Genomic DNA, 19002 nt, shown 5'->3' with positions numbered 1-19002 from the left:
GGGAAATCTGTGGGTTGGTGCGTGGGTAGTTCGTAGGTAGGTGGGGAAATTTTTGGGTGGTATGGGGGACTAGACACAGTGCGAGAATCCACTACTCTCAGTGCAGTCGGTAGCGGAATTGCTTCCGGCGCATCCTCAATGGGGTCATTCTGTCCGAGTTCGCGTGCGGGGTGGCCTGTGCCCTCAGAGAGGAGGTGAAAGGTCTGTCCAAGCGAAGGAGGCGAGGTAAGCGGAGAACCCCGGCGGTGCTGAGCTTTACCGCCGAGATCCCCATCCACTATGCAAACATGCTGATCAAGTGGGCCATGCTAGCTGTAGTGCTTCATAGCCTGCTTTGACGACCTGAGTGCGGTCACTGCTGCGAACAGTGACCGCGCTCGCTTATTTGCACAGCCAATCGGAAACGATTGGCCGCCAACATGCTACCAAGGTGGCAACTTCGATCGGGCGATTTGCCTCCCAAGGTGGCAAATTTCGTTCCGAATTTGAGAATGATTCAGCAACGATTTTGGAAACGATTTTGGAAACTTGATCTGACAGTAGTTCGTCAAAGATTTGCGCGGGCCATCTCGTCACGAACTGCCGAGGTCAGGAACGGATTGCCTTTGTAGCCGGGATGCCACACCCGGCGCGCGAACACCACCCGGCCGCCGACCTCGAATCGCAGCATCCGGGCCGAGCGTGGCCGGATCTCGTGCGGCCGAGTCGGATCGTGCACGAACCGCGCATACCGCGCTGTCGCGAACACCTCCGTCACCACCAGCGGACCCGCCACCGTGGTCCGGTCACCGATCGTGGATCGCAGGTGCCCGGACCGCACATTCACCCGACGCTTCGCTGTGGTCGTGATTGCCCGGCCCAGCCGCCGCATCGTCGGTGCCGCCTGTTGCGCGGCACGCTCACCCGACTGCGCGGGCGGTGACCACTCGGTCCGGCCCCGGACCTTGATAGTCACTGTGTGCCAGCGCTTCTCGAACGCCTGGCCCGTTTGGGCTTGGGTTCGTCAGTGTGCCGTTCGATCACCTTGATGATCCGGGACTTCGCGAGCCCGTTCAGGCGGGCAGTCCATTCGACTGTGTGTTGTTCGCCCCGCTGGCACACGTCCGAGTTGATGACGCCCTCGATAGTCACTTTCGCCATACGGTCCTCCTACAGTTGGGCGTGGGCGGTTTGCAGCCACGCGATAACCAGCCCTTCCGGGCCGAACGGCTCACCCGCCCCGAGCCCGGTATTCGCTGCGACGCCTTTGGATTCCGCGTGCTTCATCGCCGCGCACAGCGCCCGATCGATCCGCCACGAGTCGTCCAGCTGCACCATCGCGATCTCCTCGAGGTCGGCCGGGGACGCGTCGAACGGATGGCAGCGCGCGATACCGGCCTCGATGGTGATGGCACGTTGCAGGCCGCAGCCGCCCGCGCTGGCTTCGGTCGGGAATTCCTCTGTGCGCCAACGTCGGACGAGCCGCACCCACAGGTACGGGCCGCAGTTGTCACAGGAGGCGTCGTCATCGTCGCGGACACCGACCCACGGCGGGGGAACGACGGTTTCCCCGGCCACGATGTTCACCGTGTCGGTGCCGCCGCCCAGTGGCGGCGCCTGCTGGTCTGGGGTGAAGAATCGCCGCAGCTCGGCCACCGTCAACCCGATCACAGTTGCTGCCTGGTCAGCCATCAGAACCCCGCCCGATAGTCAGGACTGGACACCGCCGAAGGTGCGGACAGGTGGTGCGGGTTCACCGCGGCTACCCACATATCGATCTCCGGTATCCCCGTCTGTTGCCTGTCGAACAGCGCGGCCGGGTCGGACAGCTTCACCGAAACACCCTGTCGTGAAACCGATTCCACCCGCTTGGGTAGTCGGCACTTCTCCCCTGTGCAGGCGTTCCAGAACTCCCGCGCCAGCAACCCCACCATCTGATCCGCCCCGGCCGGTGGCGCGACGCCCTGCAGGTACTCCACCGACCACGTGCCCGGCGAGCCCGCCGGGACGCGGAGGTTCTGTTCCGGCCACCGGCCCAGCCGGGTATAGAGCCGATCACCCTCGAGCACATACGCGTTCGAGTCGATCTGAGCACCGTCGACCGTCACGGCGGTTACTTCGCAGACCGGGCCGGGCAGGTGCACCACACCCGGCCCGGTGACCCGGCATGACGGCCCGCACCCGCAGACCACGTTGCGCCACACCCCGCCGTCCAGCTCCGGGAACCACATCCACCCCGGCAGCCACGCCAGCGGCCGATCCTCGTTACGCACGCACGGCCGCACAGTCACCGGGCAACACCCGAACTGTCTGCCCGTGAAGGACCACAACACCACGACAGCGGTATCGATCGCGGCCTGGAGCCGCACCGTGTCCTCCTCCGCCGTCACCTCGGGGAGGCAGGTTCGCGCGACAGGCCACGTGCAGCTCATGGCCGGGACCGTAGGCCGGTGGGGCGCATCAGCCCCCGACGTTGTTCAGCGCGACGGCCAGCCGATCGAGGTAGCCGCCCTGGCTGTACGCCGTCGTGTGCTGTCCGGTGAGGTAGCCGCGGACATCGTCGGCGGCCTGCTGGTACATCTCCCACGTCTTGACCGGGTGCATGATGTCGCCCCAGCCCGCAGGCTGCCACCGCCGCTGCAACATCCGATTCAGCAGATCCTTGGACCACGCGCCGATCATGGCGAGCCCGAACGCGGACATCACATCCGCGAGCGCACGCAGCGGCGAGCCCGGCGCGCAGCTGGTTATCGCGTCGCGCGGGTTTGCCGCCTCGAAATGTGGCCGATCCGGGAACACGCCGCGCTCACCGTTGATGCCGAATCCGGCCGGCACCGGGTCGATCGAATCCCCTGCCCTGCGTTGCGGGTTGGCGACGCACGCGGTGGCGGCGATCTCGCAGTCCGAGTACAGGCCGCGGGCTTGTGCTTCGCTGAACTTGGTGACCAGCTCCGCGCCCAGCGAATACCCGAGTAGCACAACCATGTTCGGCGTCGACCGGATCATGGTCGCGAGATTGGCGATACCGATCCGGATCGAGTCGGCCTCGCTGGGACCGTTGATCCGGAATCCCTCATTGGCGACCCCGACCGACGCCGGGTAGACGACATCGCCGAGCACACGGTACCGGCGCGGGTCCAACTGCCGGGTGACCTGTGTGAGCATGTTGTTCGGGCTGCCCTGCGGCTCACCGGTACCGCGACAGGTGATGACGTCAATCACAGAACGGCCGCCATCATGGCGTCTGCGAGGCGGATGGATCCCTGATAGCTGGGATGGATCGCGTCGCAGGACAGCGATAGGTCCATCGTGTTCGTCGCGAGCGTCCCACCACTCGACACCCAGCCACGCACGGCACTGTCGACGTCGATACAGTGCGTTACTCCTGCCGGGAGTCCACCAAGCCATCCGTTCATCGAATAGCGGTACGCCTCTTTCGAATTCGCGCCCGTCGCGAAACTCTCGGGCATGATGTTGAGCGCGTACAGCGGGACACTGTTGCCGACGATCGCCCGCACGTTGTTGATCACCGACGTGTAGTAACCCTGCAATGTGGCGAACGTTGTGCCACCGGCGATGTCGTTACATCCCAGCGTGACGATCGCAGCGTCCCACGCTCCGCCGCTCGTGCTCATCCGCGAGTACCCGCCATAGCTCGAGTTGGCCCACATCTGCGCGGTGGACGCGAACAGACAGTGCGGCTGGACCATGACACCGGCCCGCCGCTCCCACTGCCGTAGGAACGACATGTGCAACGGCGTCGGCTGGAGGTTCGCGCTGCCCTGAGTGTAGAAGTTGGTCCCTTGCGCCCCTTCGGGAATCGAGTCCCCGAACACGATGACGCCCTTCTTCCGGTTGGTCGTCGTGTACTCGATCACGATGTCCAAGAACGGGAATTGCGCGGCGCTGGTGGCTCCGGACGCGGCCACCGATGGGTTGTGCGCGGACGTGGTGTTGTTCCAGTACCAGCACTGGCCGACGCCTGGGATCAAAGTGGTTGACGCCGCCGCGTGGAAGCTGAGCCCCAGCACATGATCCACGCCCTCGGGGAGCATGCCAACGCCGGAGATCGACAGGAACGACGTCGTGTTGGGAATGGTCGCACCGGATCCCGCCAGCGTGGTACCGGCCCCGCCGTTGAAATTCCCGGTCTGAGCGCCGCCCGTGCTCGGCGGCGTCATGACCCCGATCGTCATCCCGTCCAACGTCAGTGCGGCAGCCCCGTTTGTGGAGGCGAACATGTCGTAATTCCGGACCTTGACCGTGTAGCTGGTCGCGTCGGCCGGTAGCCGGAACGGCCACCGCATACCGAAATTGGTCCCGGTGACCGCCCGGCCGTTGGTGGTCGTCAAATACGAACTCAACCCGCTGCCCTGCCCGCCGTTGCTGAACGACAGAGTCCGGGTGCGAAGCGGGAGATCCGTGGTGATCAGTGTGTCCGCGGCGGGCAGCTCCTGCACCGTCCCGCCGACCATCACCAGAGGAGCGCGGGCGACCATCAGGCGAGCACCACCGGTTGCGAGCCCTCGAAGTTGATGCTGGTCGGGGAGGTGGCGACACCGACGCGCTGCACCACGTTCCCCGACGCGGACGGCGGCGTGCTGGTCGCGGTCCCGGCGGTGGTGGCCAGGAACACCGGGCCGGGGGTCTGGGCGGTGACGGCCGTGTTCGGGCCTTCGAAGTAGACGGTGGCGTTCGCGCCGCTGAGCACGGCGGCCAGGACGAACCCGTGGGCTTCCTTGCCCTGGGTGGTGGCGTCGGCCTTGCGGACCTTCGCGCCCGAGGAATTCCAGATGTTCACGAAGTCACCGGCCGCCAAAGCCTCCGACGCCGCGATGACCGCAGTGTCCGCGCCGATACCGGCGGGCATCATGGACGAGTCGAGGCGGCCGGACCCGTCCAGCGCGGGGATCTTCCCCGCGTCGCCCGAGCCAGCGGATGCCTGGATCGCGGCCTGTTCGGTCAGTGACCCGGTGGTGGTGTCGAGCTTGATGTACTTGTTGCCAGCCATGTTTCGGCCTCTCCTATGTCAGTGCGACGCTCGGCGAGCGGTCGACGAAAACGGTCGTGGCCCCGGTCGCGGCGGCCAGCTGCGCCAGGAACCCGCTGTCCGGCACGGATTGGGTCAGCGCCCCGCCAGCGCCGAGGAAGATCGGACCCGGCGCCCATGTCCAAGACGGTTCGGTGAGTTCGCCGAACATGACCACCTGCACCTGATCGCCGGATGCTGCTGCGCCGCTGGTGATCCCGATCGGCAGTCCCAGATGGTCGGGGTTGGTGTTGTCCGCATACACGAACGCGCCGTCCGCCTGGCGGACGACGGCCTGGTGGCCGGACAGGGCGGTACCTGCTGCGCCACTAACGGTTACCGACGAACCGTCACCGCTGCCGGGCGGTCCGGCCAGGCCGGGAACGGGGACGGCCACAGCGCCGCTGTCCGGCAGCGGGACGGCCGCGATGTATCCGAAACCGCCACCGACACAGCCGGTTTGAATGGGGCCTTCCATCCACACGAACGCCGGTGCGGACGGGTATTGCAGCCACACCTCGGCCCAGGCGTTCAACGGGATCTGGTCTACGTCGTCGGGGTCGACCAGCCACGACATCACCGCGTCGGTGATGGTGGCGTTCCAGATCCGTTCGAAACTGCTGCCCCGCACCGACAGCCGCAGCCACGCGGTAACCCCGGTCGGCCACGGTGCGGGGGTGCCGGGTGGAGATTGGTACTCCACCCGGCCCGCAAACGCCGTACCGGGTTTCAGGGCCAGGCGCAGCGCGCCGGGTGTCCATGACCCGAGAGTCAGCGTCATCAGCTGTAGACGCCGCCCGCCTGCGTCTCGGTGACCGCGACGCCCGGGGTGGTGCCGCCGGTCAGGCCGGTCCCGGAAGCGGTCATCAGCGGCAGATCCAGGCCCGCCAGGTCGCCGACGAATTCGACCACGTACGGGCCGGTGCCGGTCACGTTCACGTTCCCCGTGCCGACCGTCGACAGACCCTCCAGCGCCGTCTTCACGGCCGTGTTCGCCGCGTTGAACGCGATACCCGCAGTCGACTGCCCCTTGTAGGCGACGGTGAACGTTCCGCCGGTCGGAGTGCCGGAGATGGTGACGGTCTGCTTCTCGTTCGTCGCGACCGCATCGCACGACGGCTGATCCGGTGCGGTGTCGATCGCGGTGTCCCCGTAGTACGGGGTGGGCAGCACCAGCGGGCACGCGCCATCGGTGACGTCCGGCGGCGCGATGGTGGTCTTGAACGACCGGTAATGCTGGCCGACCTTGATCTCCTTCAGCAGACGCCCCGGCGTGTTGTCCGCGTCGATCGGCATCACGTTGTACGGGCCACGGCCCCAACGGGTACCGGCCGCGGTGATCCCGGACAGCGTGAAAGTGCTGGCCTTCGCGCCGATCTCGACATCGCCAACCTGTGCTTCCTTCAGCACCGGCCACAGCATGTACCCGTACGGGAGCACCAGATCACCGCCCGCGCCGACAAGGATGTCGTCCGAGGTGGGGACGTCGCACTCGTCGTCCGAGCCGACACCGGACCACAGTTCGATCGCCACACCGGTCTGATCGGGGACTTCCTTCTGATCGGAGAAACCGATCGGCTTGCCGTCCCAGCTGGTGACCACTTCCCAGTCCAGCAGCATGTTGAACAGGTCGGTGTTCACACCACAGAGTTCGATGGACAGCGCCCACCACTTGCGTTCCGGCGGAGTGCGATCCGAGACGCACACCCGGCCCTCAGCGTTGGTCTGCTCGATGTCGTCGGCGTCCCGCATCACCGGGGACGCCTTCAACGTCACGAAACCGGATGTGACGATCCGGCTACGCGGACCGTGCAGGGGCATGCCACATGCGTCGACCAGGGTCGCCCGCAGGCGCTTCCCCTTCACGACCGCGAATTCGGCCACTTTCAACTCTCCTCTATACGCGCACTTCAGAGCGTTTTCTGTGGCTGCCCAGGTCCACGCCGCGCACGATAGAGTTCGGGGGTGCAGACCCCTATGTGGTGAGCCAGTCCGCCAGCGGCTGCTCACCTTGCAGGACGCGCCGAAGATCGGACTTCAGCGCGCCGACTTCCGAACGCAGAGCAGCGATCTCGCTGCGCGATGCGGCTACTTCCTCCCGCAACATGCGGTTGTCGGAGTGCGCCGCCACCAGCTCGCCCTGCAAACTGCGGCGTTCCTCCCGCAGGTCCCGCCGCTCCTCCCGCAACTCTTCGACCAACTGGTCGTACGCCTCTGTCACCTTCACCAACGTGGCCGCATCGTGATCGCGGGCCTGCGCCGCGACCAACCGCCGATTCGTCACCCCAGACACCACCGCCGTCAGGGTGCCGCCACCGAGCCCTGCGCCGACCACCTCCCACACACTCATCAACGCCACGAGGTCACCCCGCGTCGGTCGGTGGCGGTAGCTCCTGGGGCGGTGCGACGAGCCGATGCACGTACGCGGCGACGACCGTGACCACCGCGCCGAGCGCGGCCCCGCCGACCGCCTTCCAGTCACCCGCGTTCGTGATGTCGAACCCGCTGCCGCCGATCACCCCAGCGACCGCCAGCAGCACCGCCACCACCACCGTCGCTACCGCGCCCTGAATCGCGGTGCGCTGCGCCCGATCCCGCGCATCGGCATTGGCCGACATCGGTACCGGGGTCAGCGCGGCCAGGGACTCGCTGATCTGTTTCTCGGCGGCGGCCTGCACGGTGCGGGTGGCGTCCTCGATGTGCTCGGCGAGCTTTTCGAGGACGTTGGCCGTCACCAGGTCCACGACGTTCTTCGGTTCGGCCATCACTCACCAGCGGGAGCGTCGGCGGCCTTGGCGCGGGAGCGGCTGGTGGACTTGCGGGGAGCTTTCGCGGCCGGTGCTTCCGGCTCGCTGGCAGTCTCCGGCTCTGGCTCGGAGGTGTCCTCCGATTCGGTTGCGGCGCTGGCGTCCTGCTCCGGTTCGCTGGCCGATTCCGGCGCGGCCTCGCTGGCGGCCTCCTGCTCCGGCTGGGTGGCGGCCTGGGGTGTCTCCTGTGCGGTCTGGCTGACGGTCTCCATGAACGCCTGTGCGTTTGGGCTCAGCTCGGCGCTCGGGGTGCCCTGCGGCTCCGGGAACGCGATGTCGCCCATAGGATCCGGGACCAGCCCCGCCGCCTGCGCGATATCGACCGGCACCCGGAACCCGCGCCCGCCCGTGGACACTCCGCGAACTTCCCGAACCCGTTCGGGCCCTGCGGCTTTGATCAGCAGCGCCGCCAGTCGCTCGTGGCCGCCTGTGGAGAACGCGCGGACGGTGGCGATATCGCCGTCGACCTCTGTGATTGCCTTCATTGCCTATGCTCCGATCGTGACTGCGAGGGTGAAGCACTCCCATGCCACGAGCACTTCACGCTCAGCGACCGAGAGCCGTTGATTGGTGGGGTAATCCGGGCCGTGGGTCATCCCCACCGGCCCCTGGAACACCGCGACCGGGCCAGTGCCGACCAAGGTGTCGTCCAGACCCGAATAGCCGGTGCCGAACGCGTACCGGTGCCCCATCGGGGACAGCAGATACGCACCCGAGCGAGTGACCAGCTGCGCGGCCTGCAACGCGGCGGCCACGTGCGGCGCAGCATGGATGACACCCGGAAACCCGAACAGCGCCATGGACTCCTCGAGCGCGCCCACGGCCGCCACCAGACCGGTCACCGTTTCCGGGGTACCGGCCGCGGTGAGTAGCCGTGATACCAGCTGTGTTTCGACCTGGACGCGTTCCTGGATCCGCAACAGCTGTTGCGCCCGCCCGGCCGCCTCATCCTGCGAGACCAGCGCGGAGCACTCATCGTCGGCGCCGATGACATCGCCAGTGAATTCGTGCGACAGCCAGTCGTTGCGCGGCTCTGCGCCTTTCGGCGACGGGGCCGGGATCTCGGCGTCACAGTCGATCGGCCAAATCCACGACGGGCCACAGTTCCACGTGTCCACGACGATGCCCTGAGCGAGTCGTGACGGGTCTCCGGCGTCGGTGAGGGTGGCCGCGCCGTACAGGCCGCCGCCGAGCGGGTTCGCCAGTGGCGGGGTGTACACCTCGGCCATGCTTCCTCCGATGAAAGTGATTGCGCTGGAAGGGAAAAACCCGGCCGGGGCGGGTGAGCTGGGCAGCCACCAACAGGGACTACTCACCCGCCCCGAACCGGAGATCAGTTCGGCGCGCCCGCCGTGGTCTGAGCGACCGCGATCGACGGAGTCGTGCCGCCGGACAGGCTGCCGGTAACGGTCATCGCCGGAACGTTGGTGGCACCCAACAGACCCTGGAACGTCACCGCCCACGCCCCCGCCGAGCCGGACACGGCCACGTTGCCCATGCCGATCGTCTTCAGGCCCGCCAGCTCGGTTGCCACCTTCGCCGGGGTCGCGTTGTACGCGATCGGGTACGTGGTGTCGCCCTTGAACGTCGCGGTCCAGGTGCCACCAGTCGGCGAACCGGAGATGGTGATCGTCTGGACTTCGTTCGTCATGCTGGCCACGGTGATCTGCTCCCGCGCACCCACCGAACCCGACGCGTTCAGCGAAACGGTCACCAGCTCGGACACCCGGCACCGCTTGTCGACCTTGTATTCGTCCTCGGTGAACAGCTCGGTGTAGCGGTTCTTCTGCAACTGCGCCTTGTCGTAGAGCGCGCCGACCTCGATGACGTTCTCGAGGTGCTGGACGAAAGCGCCGGCCGGATACAGCAGCGCGGACACGTGGTCGGGCCACCGCACGGCCGCGGTGGGAAGTGCCTGCCAGTGCTGAACCCACTGCATCCGAATGTTGTTGCTGGCGAGCCAGCTATCGATCTGGGCATCGGTCACGCCCTTGACGTCCAGGCCCTGCTGGAAACCCATGTCGGCCTTGGCGACCTCGAGCGCGTACGCCGGGCACACGCCCTCGATGATGGCGTCACTGGGGAGGCGTTCCTGCTGGCGGATCAGGGTGGCGCGCAACGCGAGACCGGACAGGAACGCCCCGGCCGCACCGATGCCGCCAGCCGCCGGGATGGTGTACGGGGTGCTGACCGCGACCATATCCAGGATCGACCACAGCGACACCTTGATCAGGTGCGCCTTGGTGACCTCGGCCAGGAACCGCTCGATCTCCTCGGGGAAACCACGCTTCTGCAGAATGCCAGCGGTGACGCACAGGCCGATCGCTTCGACGTAGATTTCCTCCCAGTCCGTGCACGGGATCTCGATGCACGGTTTGGTGACCACCGGGTCGCCGTTGCTGTCGACGGCGGTGAGTTCTTCCTCGGTGAACCGGAACGGGAGCGTGTTGTACAGCTCCGTGAAATCCGGGTCGACCGGGCGGCGCTGGCCGCCGCGCGGGCCGAAGTTCGCGGCCGGGAGCGTCAGCAGACCGGACGCGGGGGTGACGTCGCAGAACGTGTAGATCGTCTCGGGAACCGCGCAGTGACCGCCGGACGCCACCAGCGCACCCTTGTCGGTGAACTGGCTCGGCCGCCATTCGGTCTGTGCGACCAGCTGATCCATGGCCGCCTTCATCTCTTCGCGGCTCTGGGGATCGAACTGGTGAGTGGGGCCGAAACCGCGGTCGATCGTGGCCAGTGACAGCGGAACCATGGTGCCGCGCTTGCGGTGCGGTGCCCGGTTGGCATGGACACGCGAACCGACCGCCATCGCGTCGATCGACGCGGCGATCTCCTTGAACCCGACCACGCCGTCCTTGAACGCCGGGATCTGCGAACGCATCCGGAACCCGACCTGCTCAGCCGGAGGCACGCCAGCGTTGTTGTTGCCGCGCCGCGCACCCAGGCCGCGGAACGACCGCGCCGCAGGACGATTCGACGCGGTGAGGGCCTCCTGTGCGGCGTCGGCCGTAACCTGCTCCGCTTCGGCCACCACGTCACCGGCGTCGCCAGTGTCGTTGTCCTCCTGGCCCTCGTCCTCACCGGTGTCGGTGTCCTCGGGCTCGGTGACGGTCTGGCCGCGTTCGGTACGGGCCTGGATCAGCGCGCGAGCCTCATCCGCGCGGGCCTGGTCCTCGGCCTCCACCTCACCGATGCGGGTATTGATCGCATCAGCAGCCGAGTTCAGGTCCCGCATCTGCTCGACAGCAGCGGCGGAGACGGTCGCGCCGTCCTCGGTGACACCGGCGGTCAGTGCGTCGAACGCGGCCTCAGCCTTGGCCAGCAGGTCGCGCAGCTCGGCGAGGGACAGCCCGGTCAGATCCTCGGGCATCTCGAATTCCATTGGGGTTCCTCCCAGATGACATGGGTCAATGCCGGGAGGCCCGCAGCCATACCCCGAAGGTCTGATGCCGGGAGGCCCGAAGCCATACCCCGTATCTGGCGGGAAAGCTATAGACCGGGGGTGCACGCGCCGTACGATCCACACCTGTACCGGTGGGGGACTAAGGGGTACCCCGCCCATGCAGAGCGGAAACGTCCGTGAGAGTAGCTCGTTCAATCGCTGTCGTCGCTGCCGCTGTGGTCGCGGTCGGCCTCGCAGCGTGCAGCAGCAACGACCGCCCGGCGGCCCAATCGACACCGATCCTGCCCAGCGCCACCCAATCCCAGGCGCAGCCGGTCGCCTCGACCACCAGCAGCGCACCAGGGGTGTACGCGCCGATGGACACCGGCAAATCCCGGTCCGGGCTGGAAGCGTCGATCTTGGCCGTGGACGACGCGAACACCCGGTACGGGCCGGGCACGGTGATCACCTTCCAGGTCGTCAACACCACCGGCGCAGTGTGGGAGGGCTACAACTGGTCGACGCCGAGTGTCGTCTACGGCCCGGCCGGAACGCCCGCCGAGACGATCACCTCACTGTCGGAGGGGTACGGCGCCGGTGTCCAGGGATCCATCCCGCCCGGGTCGCGCCAGACGGTGAAACACGCCTACAAGGTGAGCAAAGCGGAGCTGACCCCGGCGGTGGTCACCGCGGGTTCGGTGATCTGGCAGGGCGATTTCTCTACTTTCAAGCGCTGAATCTGGTTCCCCCGCAATAGTTTTCGCGGGGGATACCCTATCTTGACGATACACATCATTGTGTGTATTGTTGTGGATGTTCGACGGAATAAGCCGTCACGCACCCGGAAGGAACCGGAATGCCCAGCTACGCACCCACTCCCGAGCAGGCCGCGATCATCGACGCTGCGGTGGAAGGTCATTCGCTCGTCGTTCAGGCGGGCGCAGGCACCGGCAAGACCAGCACCCTGAAGATGGTGGCCGCCGCGACCGGCGGTAAGAAGACCATCTATATCGCGTACAACCGGGCGATTGCCGATGAGGCTGCCGCATCGTTCCCAGACAACGTGCTGTGCAAGACAGCTCACGGGCTCGCCATGGCCGCCGTGGGCCGCAACTACCGGCACCGGCTCAACGGGCCGCGCCAGCCCGCCAAGCGTGCCGCCGAACTCCTCGGCATCCGTTCGTGGTTGGACTTGGGCGCGGTGCGGGTTGCCCCGGCGCAGCAGGCCCGGATTGCGTTGGAGGCGGTGCAGCGGTTCTGCTACTCGGCGGACGACCAGATCGGTATCCATCACGTGCCGCGCCAGACCGGCATGTCGGTGGACGACCACATTGCGATTCAGCGCGTGGTTCTGCCGTTGGCGCAGAAAGCATGGGGTGACATCCTCGGCATCCACGGCAAGCTCCGTTTCGAGCACGACCACTACCTCAAGATTTGGGCACTGCGGAAACCGGAGTTGGCCGCCGAAGTGGTGATGCTGGACGAGTGCCAGGACTCGAACCCGCTTGTCGCCCAGCTGGTCCAGGACCAGGACCACGCGCAGCAGATCGCTGTGGGTGATTCGGCGCAGCAGCTGTACGCGTGGCGTGGCGCGGTCGATGCCCTGGACACGTGGCCCGCCGACCGGCACCTGTACCTCAGCCAGTCGTGGCGGTTCGGCCCGAAGATCGCCGAGGAGGCGAACAAGTGGCTGTCCCTGCTGTCCACACCGCTGCGCCTGACCGGTAACCCGCAACTCGCATCGGAGATCACCCGGTTGGACCGGCCGGGCGCGATCCTGTGCCGCACCAACGCCGAAGCGATGGGGCAGGTGATGAAACTCCTGGCCGCCGATATCCGGGTCGCTCTGGTCGGTGGCGGTGCCGCGATCAAACGGCTCGCCGAAGCGGCGCGGGATCTGAAGGACGGCCGCCGCACCAGCCACCCGGAACTGTGGGTGTTCGGATCCTGGGGTGAGGTACAGGAATTCGCCGACGAAGCGGCCGGGCGCGACCTGAAACCGTTGGTGGACTTGATCGACACGCACGGCGTCGACGCGATCATTGCGGCGGCGGACTCGCTCAGCGACGAACGCCGCGCCGATGTGGTGGTGTCCACCGCGCACAAGAGCAAGGGCCGTGAGTGGTCGGCGGTGAAGATCGCGGACGACTTCCCCGAACCAGAGCGCGGGGACGATGGCGAGTGGGAGACTGTCCCGGACTCGGATGCCATGCTGGCGTACGTGTCGGTGACGCGGGCGATGCACCGGCTGGACCGTGGCGGCCTGGGCTGGATCGACAAGTATCTCGCCTGATTTTCGATTACGTTGACGCCCGGTTCGTGGCACGGCCGGGCGCACGTTTCAATAGTGCTATTCTCGACTGAGATCCTCCTTTATGCACAAATCACTCTATGGGCAGGGTGTAGGGAGGAATAGTGCAGATGGAAAGACTTCCCCCAATTGGTGTGAGTGGCCGGACCAGCGCGTTCATTGCTGTAATATCTTGGCGGTATTCGCCGAGCTGAATATTATAAGAGGCGATGTTGTTCTGGTCTAGGTCGGTAGCCATAGACAGTAGGCTCTGTTCGGCGTCAACTAAATGATCAAGCGCGGTTCCCATGTCGTTTTTCTCGGTCTTGCTGAGCTTATCGTCGTTAATGCTGAGCCATGTGTTTATGAGAGCGTCCTGCTCCTTGGCTTCGCCGCGTAGCCCTGACGCGGTGGTCGGAAATGGCCCCGACGAGCACTTATTGTTGAGAGTCGTGAAGTAGACTGCCAGGTCATGCTGGTGTGCTGCCTGGTCGGTATGATTCTTTTGTAGAAATGCGTCTTTAAAATCAGTGAAGCTACCAGCGCCGAAAAAGAATACCGCAAAAGCGAGATAAGCGGACCATCGGGATATTATGTCAGTCCACGACCGACCGTTCTTGTCCGGCTGAGATTCTGCAATCCGATCGCTACTCTTCTCGAAACCCTCGTCGATCTTGCCGAGGCCACCTTGCTTACCTCCCGCGTCTGAAGCGGTGCCTTCCTTGTCCACCGTAAACCGAGCCACCGACCTGCCCCCTATGCTTTTTCGTTATTAGTGTCGGCGATGTGTCTGAGTCACGATACAGCTCTGGGTTGATCTACGCGGGCTTCGTAATCGGTTTGACTACTCCGCCGCCGATTTCGGTGAGCTTGATCTTCGCTTCCAGTTGCGTCAGGAACGGCCCATAGCGGGTCCCATCCATCCCGACCGCTTCGTACTGGGTGGCCTGCCCGGTCGGGCGGCTACCTCTACACGCGCACCCCACGACGCACCTCCGATTCCCTGATCGCATCCGCCAACACCCGGCGCCGACGCCCTGACGCCGCGGTGACGAGTTCGCGGGCGGCTGCTGCTCGTTGCTGCCCGGCCTGCTGCTCCGCGTATTCGGCGACCGCGCGGCGCGCCACGTCCTCTAGCAGCGCCGTGCTCACCGGCGGGATGGACTGGCGCGGAGCGAAACTGGCGACCATCGCGAGGTCGCCGTCGCGGTCCCGCGCGGCGCGGAACGCGAATCCGGGGTTGTTCACGGAGTGGGCGATGATCAGTTCCGGATGTCCGGCGACCGGTTCCCAGTGTCCCGAGATCGGCGCGGTGAGAGCCTGTTTCACCATCGCTGGGTCGGCCTGGGGATTGACGACGCCGGAGACCCAGATTCCGTGTGCGTCCTCTCCGGCGCGCACGTACGCCCAGCATGTAGAGACATCGTCGTGGTGCGCTATCGCTGCCTGCACGCCACGGCCCGGTGTGGCGTGTCCGCCACCGACTGTGAGGCGGCCGACGCGCAGGATCTGGCCGTCCGGCTCCAGATACGCCTTGGACTGGTGGAACTCGCTGTATCCGCTGTTGGAGCGGAACGGGTGGACCGGGCCGCCCCACCGGTCACGCACGGCCCGATGCACCGACTCCCACGCGGCGATATGCCCGAGAACGCGGCCGTCCGGGGTGACGTGGATCGGGGTCGGTTCGGACAGGCGCGGGTCCTCGAACATGCTGGCGTCGAACAGGTCCGGGCGCGTGGTCGCAGCGGCCACCAACGCGAGGTCCGGTGCTTCGCTGTCCGTCGCGTCCGACACGGTGATCGACGTGTCGCGGAATTCGGGGACGGAAACGAGTGTGCCGCCGACGATCTCGACCTGATCCATCCGCATCACGACCATACCGCCGTCCATCCACACCTCTTCGGCGGCCTGCGGGGTCAGAACGGTGCCTTGATCGTCGGTCAGGGTTTCCTCCCGCACCACCAGCTCGGCGGACGGTCGGGTCACGCCCGCCGCGATCTGCTGTAGCGCATCCTCGGTGTCTGGGCCGTCCAGCAGGGTTCCGGTCGCGTACAGGCCGTTGTCCCGGATCTCCAGGGCCTCGATCGCGCCCACGGTCAGTCCGCCGTCGTGTGCGGGCAGGTCTTCGCGCTGCCACTTCAGGGCGAGGGGGAGCGCGGTGTCGACGAGTTTGACGGTGGGGGAGAGCATGGACATGCCGGAGCGGCCGATGACCCCGGTCGGCATGAGCAACGCCTCGAATGTGCGGGCCATGATCTGTACTCCTTCGGGTGCCGCTGACGCGGTGATTCCATTCTCGAGGATCGGCAGCGGATCGCCAACGCGGACAACGTGGATCGCGCACCGGCAGCCGCACACCTCGCCCGGCGGTCCGGTCGGGTCACCGGGATACGCGAGATCCGCTGTGCCGACACGGAATTGGGCATCGAGCGGCACGCGTTGTCCGTTCGCTGCGGCGTGGGTCGGGCGGGTGCGGCCGTCGTGCAGGGACAGCCACACCTTCTCGTACTCGGGGATAGCGGACTGTCCGGACCGCGCGGCGGGTGCCTGTCCGGGCTGCCCCGACTGGCTGGTCTGGTTCGCGGACTGTCCGGTCTCGCCCTGTCCGGGCTGCCCCGACTCGTCGGTCTGGTTGTCCGCTGTCTGTTGCGTGGACGCCGTGACGGTTCGGACCGTCACGGCTGCCGCCTGCACCGCGCTGTTGCGGGCCCCGGTGGCTTCGGTGCGAGCCACGTTGTCCGCGCGGCGATCCCACCGCGAACCGTGCCGCACCGTCAGCTCCTCAGCCGCCAGCTGCCGCAACTCGCGCACGGTCGCGCCTTGCGCGGCGTGCTGGTCGATCGTGCGGGACAGCTCGCGTTGCGTGGTGGCGGGCATGCCGGTGAGGCGGTCGCGGACAGCAGCGAGATACGACGCCCGCCAACTCATCAGCTGCGGCACGAGGTGAGTTGCTTCCTCCGCGGTGACCGTGCGCCGCTGTCCGTCGACCGTCGTTTCGAACTCGGTGAGCCCGTGGCCGGTGAGCGCGGCGGCCACCAGGCCGTCCAGCAGCGCACCGAACCCGGGCAGGAACGATTCATCGAGTTCGTTGTCCCACAACGCATACGCGGCAACCAGCGCCGCGACATCGGGCGGGATCACCGGCTGCCCGCTGTCGTCTTGCACCTGCTCGGCGATCGTCCCGGCCGTCGCCGCGCCGAGCACCGGCAGCACCAGATTGCGGGCATAGTTGGCCCACCGCCGATAGGAGGCGAGCGCGAGATCCCGGATCGCGTTCTCGGTGGACAGGATCGACGTCAGCGCCCCGCGCTTCATACCCGCACCCCAGCGGTCAACTGCGCAGGCAACACCGGTTCGCGCGCACTGGTGAGCGCGGCCCGGGAGATTGCGAACACCAACGCCCGCAACCGTGCCCGGTCGATACCCGCCGACGCGCACACGTGCTCGTCCACCAGCTCGTCCCAGCCGTCGATCAGACGTTCCACATCGCCGTCGTGGCACGGTCCGAGGACGCGGTGCACTTCGATCGCGGACACGTCCCGCAGGCGGGCGTGGTCCGAACGGGACCGGCGCCGTTGTCCGGCGCGGCGCAGGGCTTCGTTCACGCACATGCGGACCACGGCGCGGGCCGCGTTGTCCTGGGTGTCCGGGATCGAGGGTGCGTCAATCGTTTCCGGCGCGCCGTCATCCGCCGGGGCGGGGGCGGTGCTGCCGGGGATCGGCAGTTCGGGCAGCACGGACAGCGCGGGGACCAGGGCGCGCAGCACGGGCAGGAGATCGGGCAGCATCTCCGGGGTGCGGCGTACCTGGTCCATGGCCCACGATGTCCAGCCGTTGACGCTGGTGAGGTCGTAGCCGTCTTCCTCGACGGACAGCCCGAGTTCCTTCAAGTAGGTTTCGGCGCGCACGATGCCATCGGTGTATCCGCTCCGGACCTTCTCCAGCCGGTCCGGCTCAGCCTCCACATCGCTGGTGTCGTACCAGATGACCACCCTGCCCGCGGCTTCCGGCAGCATCGGCACCAGCAGTTGCTCGGTCAGCGCGGCGCAGATCGTTTCCATCTCCGGCGACGCGTGCCACCGGACCGCTTCGGCCTCCACACCCCACAGCGACCAGTGGTTCAGGTCCGCCAGGCCGAGCAGGACTTCCGGCGGCATGTCCAGGGTCATCGCGAGGCGGCGCACCGCTTTCTCCTGCGCGGCCTGCGCCTTCTCCGACACCTCGGAGTCGAACTTGATGTGCTTGATCTTGTCGACGTACTCCCCGGCCACCGTGAGGATGATCGGCACCAACGCCGCAGCGCTGGACGGGTTTTCGATCGCCGTCGACATCGCCTCTTGCAGCGCGGACCGGATCTCGTCCGCGCTGACGAAACGGGACGGCGGAGGCGGGATCGGCGGCAGGTTCGGGGCGTCGGGATCGGGCGCACCGGTCGGGGCCGGTTTCACCGGCATCGACACCTCACGCGGCAGGATCAGCAGGCCGTTACCGGCCTGGCGGGACTTGCCTGCGCCCTCGATGTTCTGTTCCATGCGCACGATCCGCCGCAGGATCGGCAACGCGGCTTTGACCGGCGACCACGCCAGATACGACACGCGCGGGTCCGGCCGCCAGATACGCGACAGCGTGTCAACCCGTGGATCCATTTCGTACTTGGTGCCGTCATCGCGGGTGATCTCGATGCGCTCGCCGCGGACCTTGATCTCATCCTTCGACAGGATGTGCCATTCCTCCACACCGCCGGGCGGGTAGATGATCGCCAACCAGCCTTCACCGGGAATCGTCATCAACGGGGCCAGCCTGCCGAGCATCTGCGATTGGCCGGCGACCCCGCCCGCGATGCGGGCCACGAGGTCCTTCGCGGCCGGGTTGTCGGTGCTGCCGGTTGGGCGGCCGGTCTCCGGGTCGATGTCGGATGCGACGAGCCGGAAACGACTGAGCAGCGCGGTTTTCCACAGCAGCGCGTACGACAGTTCGCCTACCGCGTCCACCATGTCCCAGGCTTCGGCCTGCCATTTGCCGGTGTCAGCGGGCGGTTTGGTGACCTTGCCCCACCGTTCGGGCTGGACGCGCGTGGATGCGGCGGTGAGCGCGGACAGCGACGACAGCGCCACCGGCTCCGGAGCATCGTCCGGGCCGGTCGCGGGTCGCTGTCGTGAGAAGATCCGTGCCATCGTGCGCGCACGCTATCCGGCGTGGGTGCAGCACTCAGGCCACGAATTGCGGCCTATTCGTCGGTTGGTACGAGTCTGGAGAGCCGGGCAATGAACGGGTAGGTGCCTGGTGTCTCCTCGACGTACTCCACCAGACCGAGATCGGGATCGCCGTCGACGTCAACCTCTACGACGCGGAATACATGAACCCCACCCGCTACCAGCTTGACCAGCGAACCAACCTCTAAAGCCACTAGGTGAGCGTACTCGCTCACCAGATCGGATCATCGATAGCTGGCCGTGTGCCCTATGACGCGAAACGCCCCGACCGCGCGGGCCGGGGCATGTTGTCGAGGGTC

The 19002-nt window shown here is 66.6% G+C and carries 20 protein-coding genes; 2 read left to right on the top strand and 18 right to left on the bottom strand.

Features of this window, described 5'->3' with window-relative positions; genetic code table 11:
- Positions 1-547: 547 nt before the first annotated feature.
- From NM2_RS21815 to NM2_RS21750, 13 genes are all read right to left on the bottom strand, one after another.
- Entirely contained in the window at positions 548-955 is a 408-nt protein-coding gene (locus NM2_RS21815) for a hypothetical protein (RefSeq protein ID WP_218025960.1), read from the bottom strand.
- A gap of 194 nt (positions 956-1149) precedes the next feature.
- Positions 1150-1671: a hypothetical protein gene (locus NM2_RS49220; RefSeq protein ID WP_067671859.1), complete on the bottom strand. Its 522-nt coding sequence runs from the start codon at positions 1669-1671 to the stop codon at positions 1150-1152.
- Positions 1671-2411, bottom strand: a complete 741-nt coding sequence (locus NM2_RS21800; protein WP_067671856.1) for a hypothetical protein — start codon at positions 2409-2411, stop codon at positions 1671-1673. Before NM2_RS21800 ends, NM2_RS49220 begins: the two co-directional genes overlap by 1 nt.
- A gap of 28 nt (positions 2412-2439) precedes the next feature.
- Complete coding sequence (locus tag NM2_RS21795) at positions 2440-3201, bottom strand: alpha/beta hydrolase family protein (protein WP_067671853.1); 762 nt, start codon at positions 3199-3201, stop codon at positions 2440-2442.
- Positions 3198-4478, bottom strand: coding sequence for an SGNH/GDSL hydrolase family protein (locus tag NM2_RS21790; RefSeq protein ID WP_067671850.1), 1281 nt, complete (start codon positions 4476-4478; stop codon positions 3198-3200). The genes NM2_RS21795 and NM2_RS21790 overlap by 4 nt, the downstream gene beginning before the upstream one ends.
- Entirely contained in the window at positions 4478-4990 is a 513-nt protein-coding gene (locus NM2_RS21785; RefSeq protein ID WP_067671847.1) for a hypothetical protein, read from the bottom strand. Before NM2_RS21785 ends, NM2_RS21790 begins: the two co-directional genes overlap by 1 nt.
- A gap of 13 nt (positions 4991-5003) precedes the next feature.
- Positions 5004-5789, bottom strand: coding sequence for an LtfC-like domain-containing protein (locus tag NM2_RS21780; RefSeq protein WP_067671844.1), 786 nt, complete (start codon positions 5787-5789; stop codon positions 5004-5006).
- The gene (locus NM2_RS50670; RefSeq protein ID WP_067671841.1) at positions 5789-6892 is read right to left on the bottom strand and encodes a hypothetical protein; all 1104 of its coding nucleotides are present in this window, start codon (positions 6890-6892) and stop codon (positions 5789-5791) included. Before NM2_RS50670 ends, NM2_RS21780 begins: the two co-directional genes overlap by 1 nt.
- A 91-nt stretch (positions 6893-6983) precedes the next feature.
- Positions 6984-7367, bottom strand: a complete 384-nt coding sequence (locus NM2_RS21770) for a hypothetical protein (RefSeq protein ID WP_067671839.1) — start codon at positions 7365-7367, stop codon at positions 6984-6986.
- 4 nt (positions 7368-7371) lie between these two features.
- A complete protein-coding gene (locus NM2_RS21765) occupies positions 7372-7773 on the bottom strand; it encodes a hypothetical protein (RefSeq protein WP_067671836.1) in 402 nt (133 codons plus the stop codon).
- Positions 7773-8300, bottom strand: coding sequence for a hypothetical protein (locus tag NM2_RS21760; RefSeq protein WP_067671833.1), 528 nt, complete (start codon positions 8298-8300; stop codon positions 7773-7775). The genes NM2_RS21765 and NM2_RS21760 overlap by 1 nt, the downstream gene beginning before the upstream one ends.
- A gap of 3 nt (positions 8301-8303) precedes the next feature.
- Entirely contained in the window at positions 8304-9044 is a 741-nt protein-coding gene (locus NM2_RS21755) for a hypothetical protein (RefSeq protein WP_067671830.1), read from the bottom strand.
- Positions 9045-9148: 104 nt separating this feature from the next.
- Positions 9149-11200, bottom strand: coding sequence for a major capsid protein (locus NM2_RS21750; protein ID WP_067671827.1), 2052 nt, complete (start codon positions 11198-11200; stop codon positions 9149-9151).
- 197 nt (positions 11201-11397) lie between these two features.
- Here NM2_RS21750 and NM2_RS21745 point away from each other — a divergent pair, with 197 nt between their 5' ends.
- Both NM2_RS21745 and NM2_RS21740 read left to right on the top strand, forming a co-directional pair.
- On the top strand, positions 11398-11937 hold the full coding sequence (locus NM2_RS21745; RefSeq protein ID WP_157121232.1) for a hypothetical protein: 540 nt from the start codon (positions 11398-11400) through the stop codon (positions 11935-11937).
- A gap of 119 nt (positions 11938-12056) precedes the next feature.
- The gene (locus NM2_RS21740) at positions 12057-13493 is read left to right on the top strand and encodes an AAA family ATPase (RefSeq protein ID WP_067671821.1); all 1437 of its coding nucleotides are present in this window, start codon (positions 12057-12059) and stop codon (positions 13491-13493) included.
- 91 nt (positions 13494-13584) lie between these two features.
- On the opposite strand, the gene NM2_RS21735 is transcribed toward NM2_RS21740, so the two are convergent.
- The 5 genes from NM2_RS21735 to NM2_RS21720 all read right to left on the bottom strand — a co-directional run bounded on the left by NM2_RS21735 (position 13585) and on the right by NM2_RS21720 (position 18918).
- A complete protein-coding gene (locus NM2_RS21735; RefSeq protein ID WP_157121231.1) occupies positions 13585-14220 on the bottom strand; it encodes a hypothetical protein in 636 nt (211 codons plus the stop codon).
- An 88-nt stretch (positions 14221-14308) separates the two neighbouring features.
- Positions 14309-14413 (bottom strand): hypothetical protein, encoded by a 105-nt coding sequence (locus NM2_RS53425; protein ID WP_439956905.1) that lies wholly within the window; start codon positions 14411-14413, stop codon positions 14309-14311.
- A 46-nt stretch (positions 14414-14459) separates the two neighbouring features.
- A complete protein-coding gene (locus tag NM2_RS21730; protein WP_067671815.1) occupies positions 14460-16805 on the bottom strand; it encodes a putative phage head morphogenesis protein in 2346 nt (781 codons plus the stop codon).
- Positions 16802-18664, bottom strand: a complete 1863-nt coding sequence (locus NM2_RS21725) for a hypothetical protein (RefSeq protein ID WP_067671812.1) — start codon at positions 18662-18664, stop codon at positions 16802-16804. The genes NM2_RS21730 and NM2_RS21725 overlap by 4 nt, the downstream gene beginning before the upstream one ends.
- A gap of 53 nt (positions 18665-18717) precedes the next feature.
- On the bottom strand, positions 18718-18918 hold the full coding sequence (locus NM2_RS21720; protein WP_067671809.1) for a hypothetical protein: 201 nt from the start codon (positions 18916-18918) through the stop codon (positions 18718-18720).
- Positions 18919-19002 lie beyond the last annotated feature (84 nt).

Source organism: Nocardia miyunensis NBRC 108239, assembly GCF_001613065.1.
GTDB classification, from domain to species: domain Bacteria; phylum Actinomycetota; class Actinomycetes; order Mycobacteriales; family Mycobacteriaceae; genus Nocardia; species Nocardia miyunensis.
Note: the sequence above shows the minus strand (reverse complement) of the source record. Positions and strands in the feature narration are given on the sequence as shown.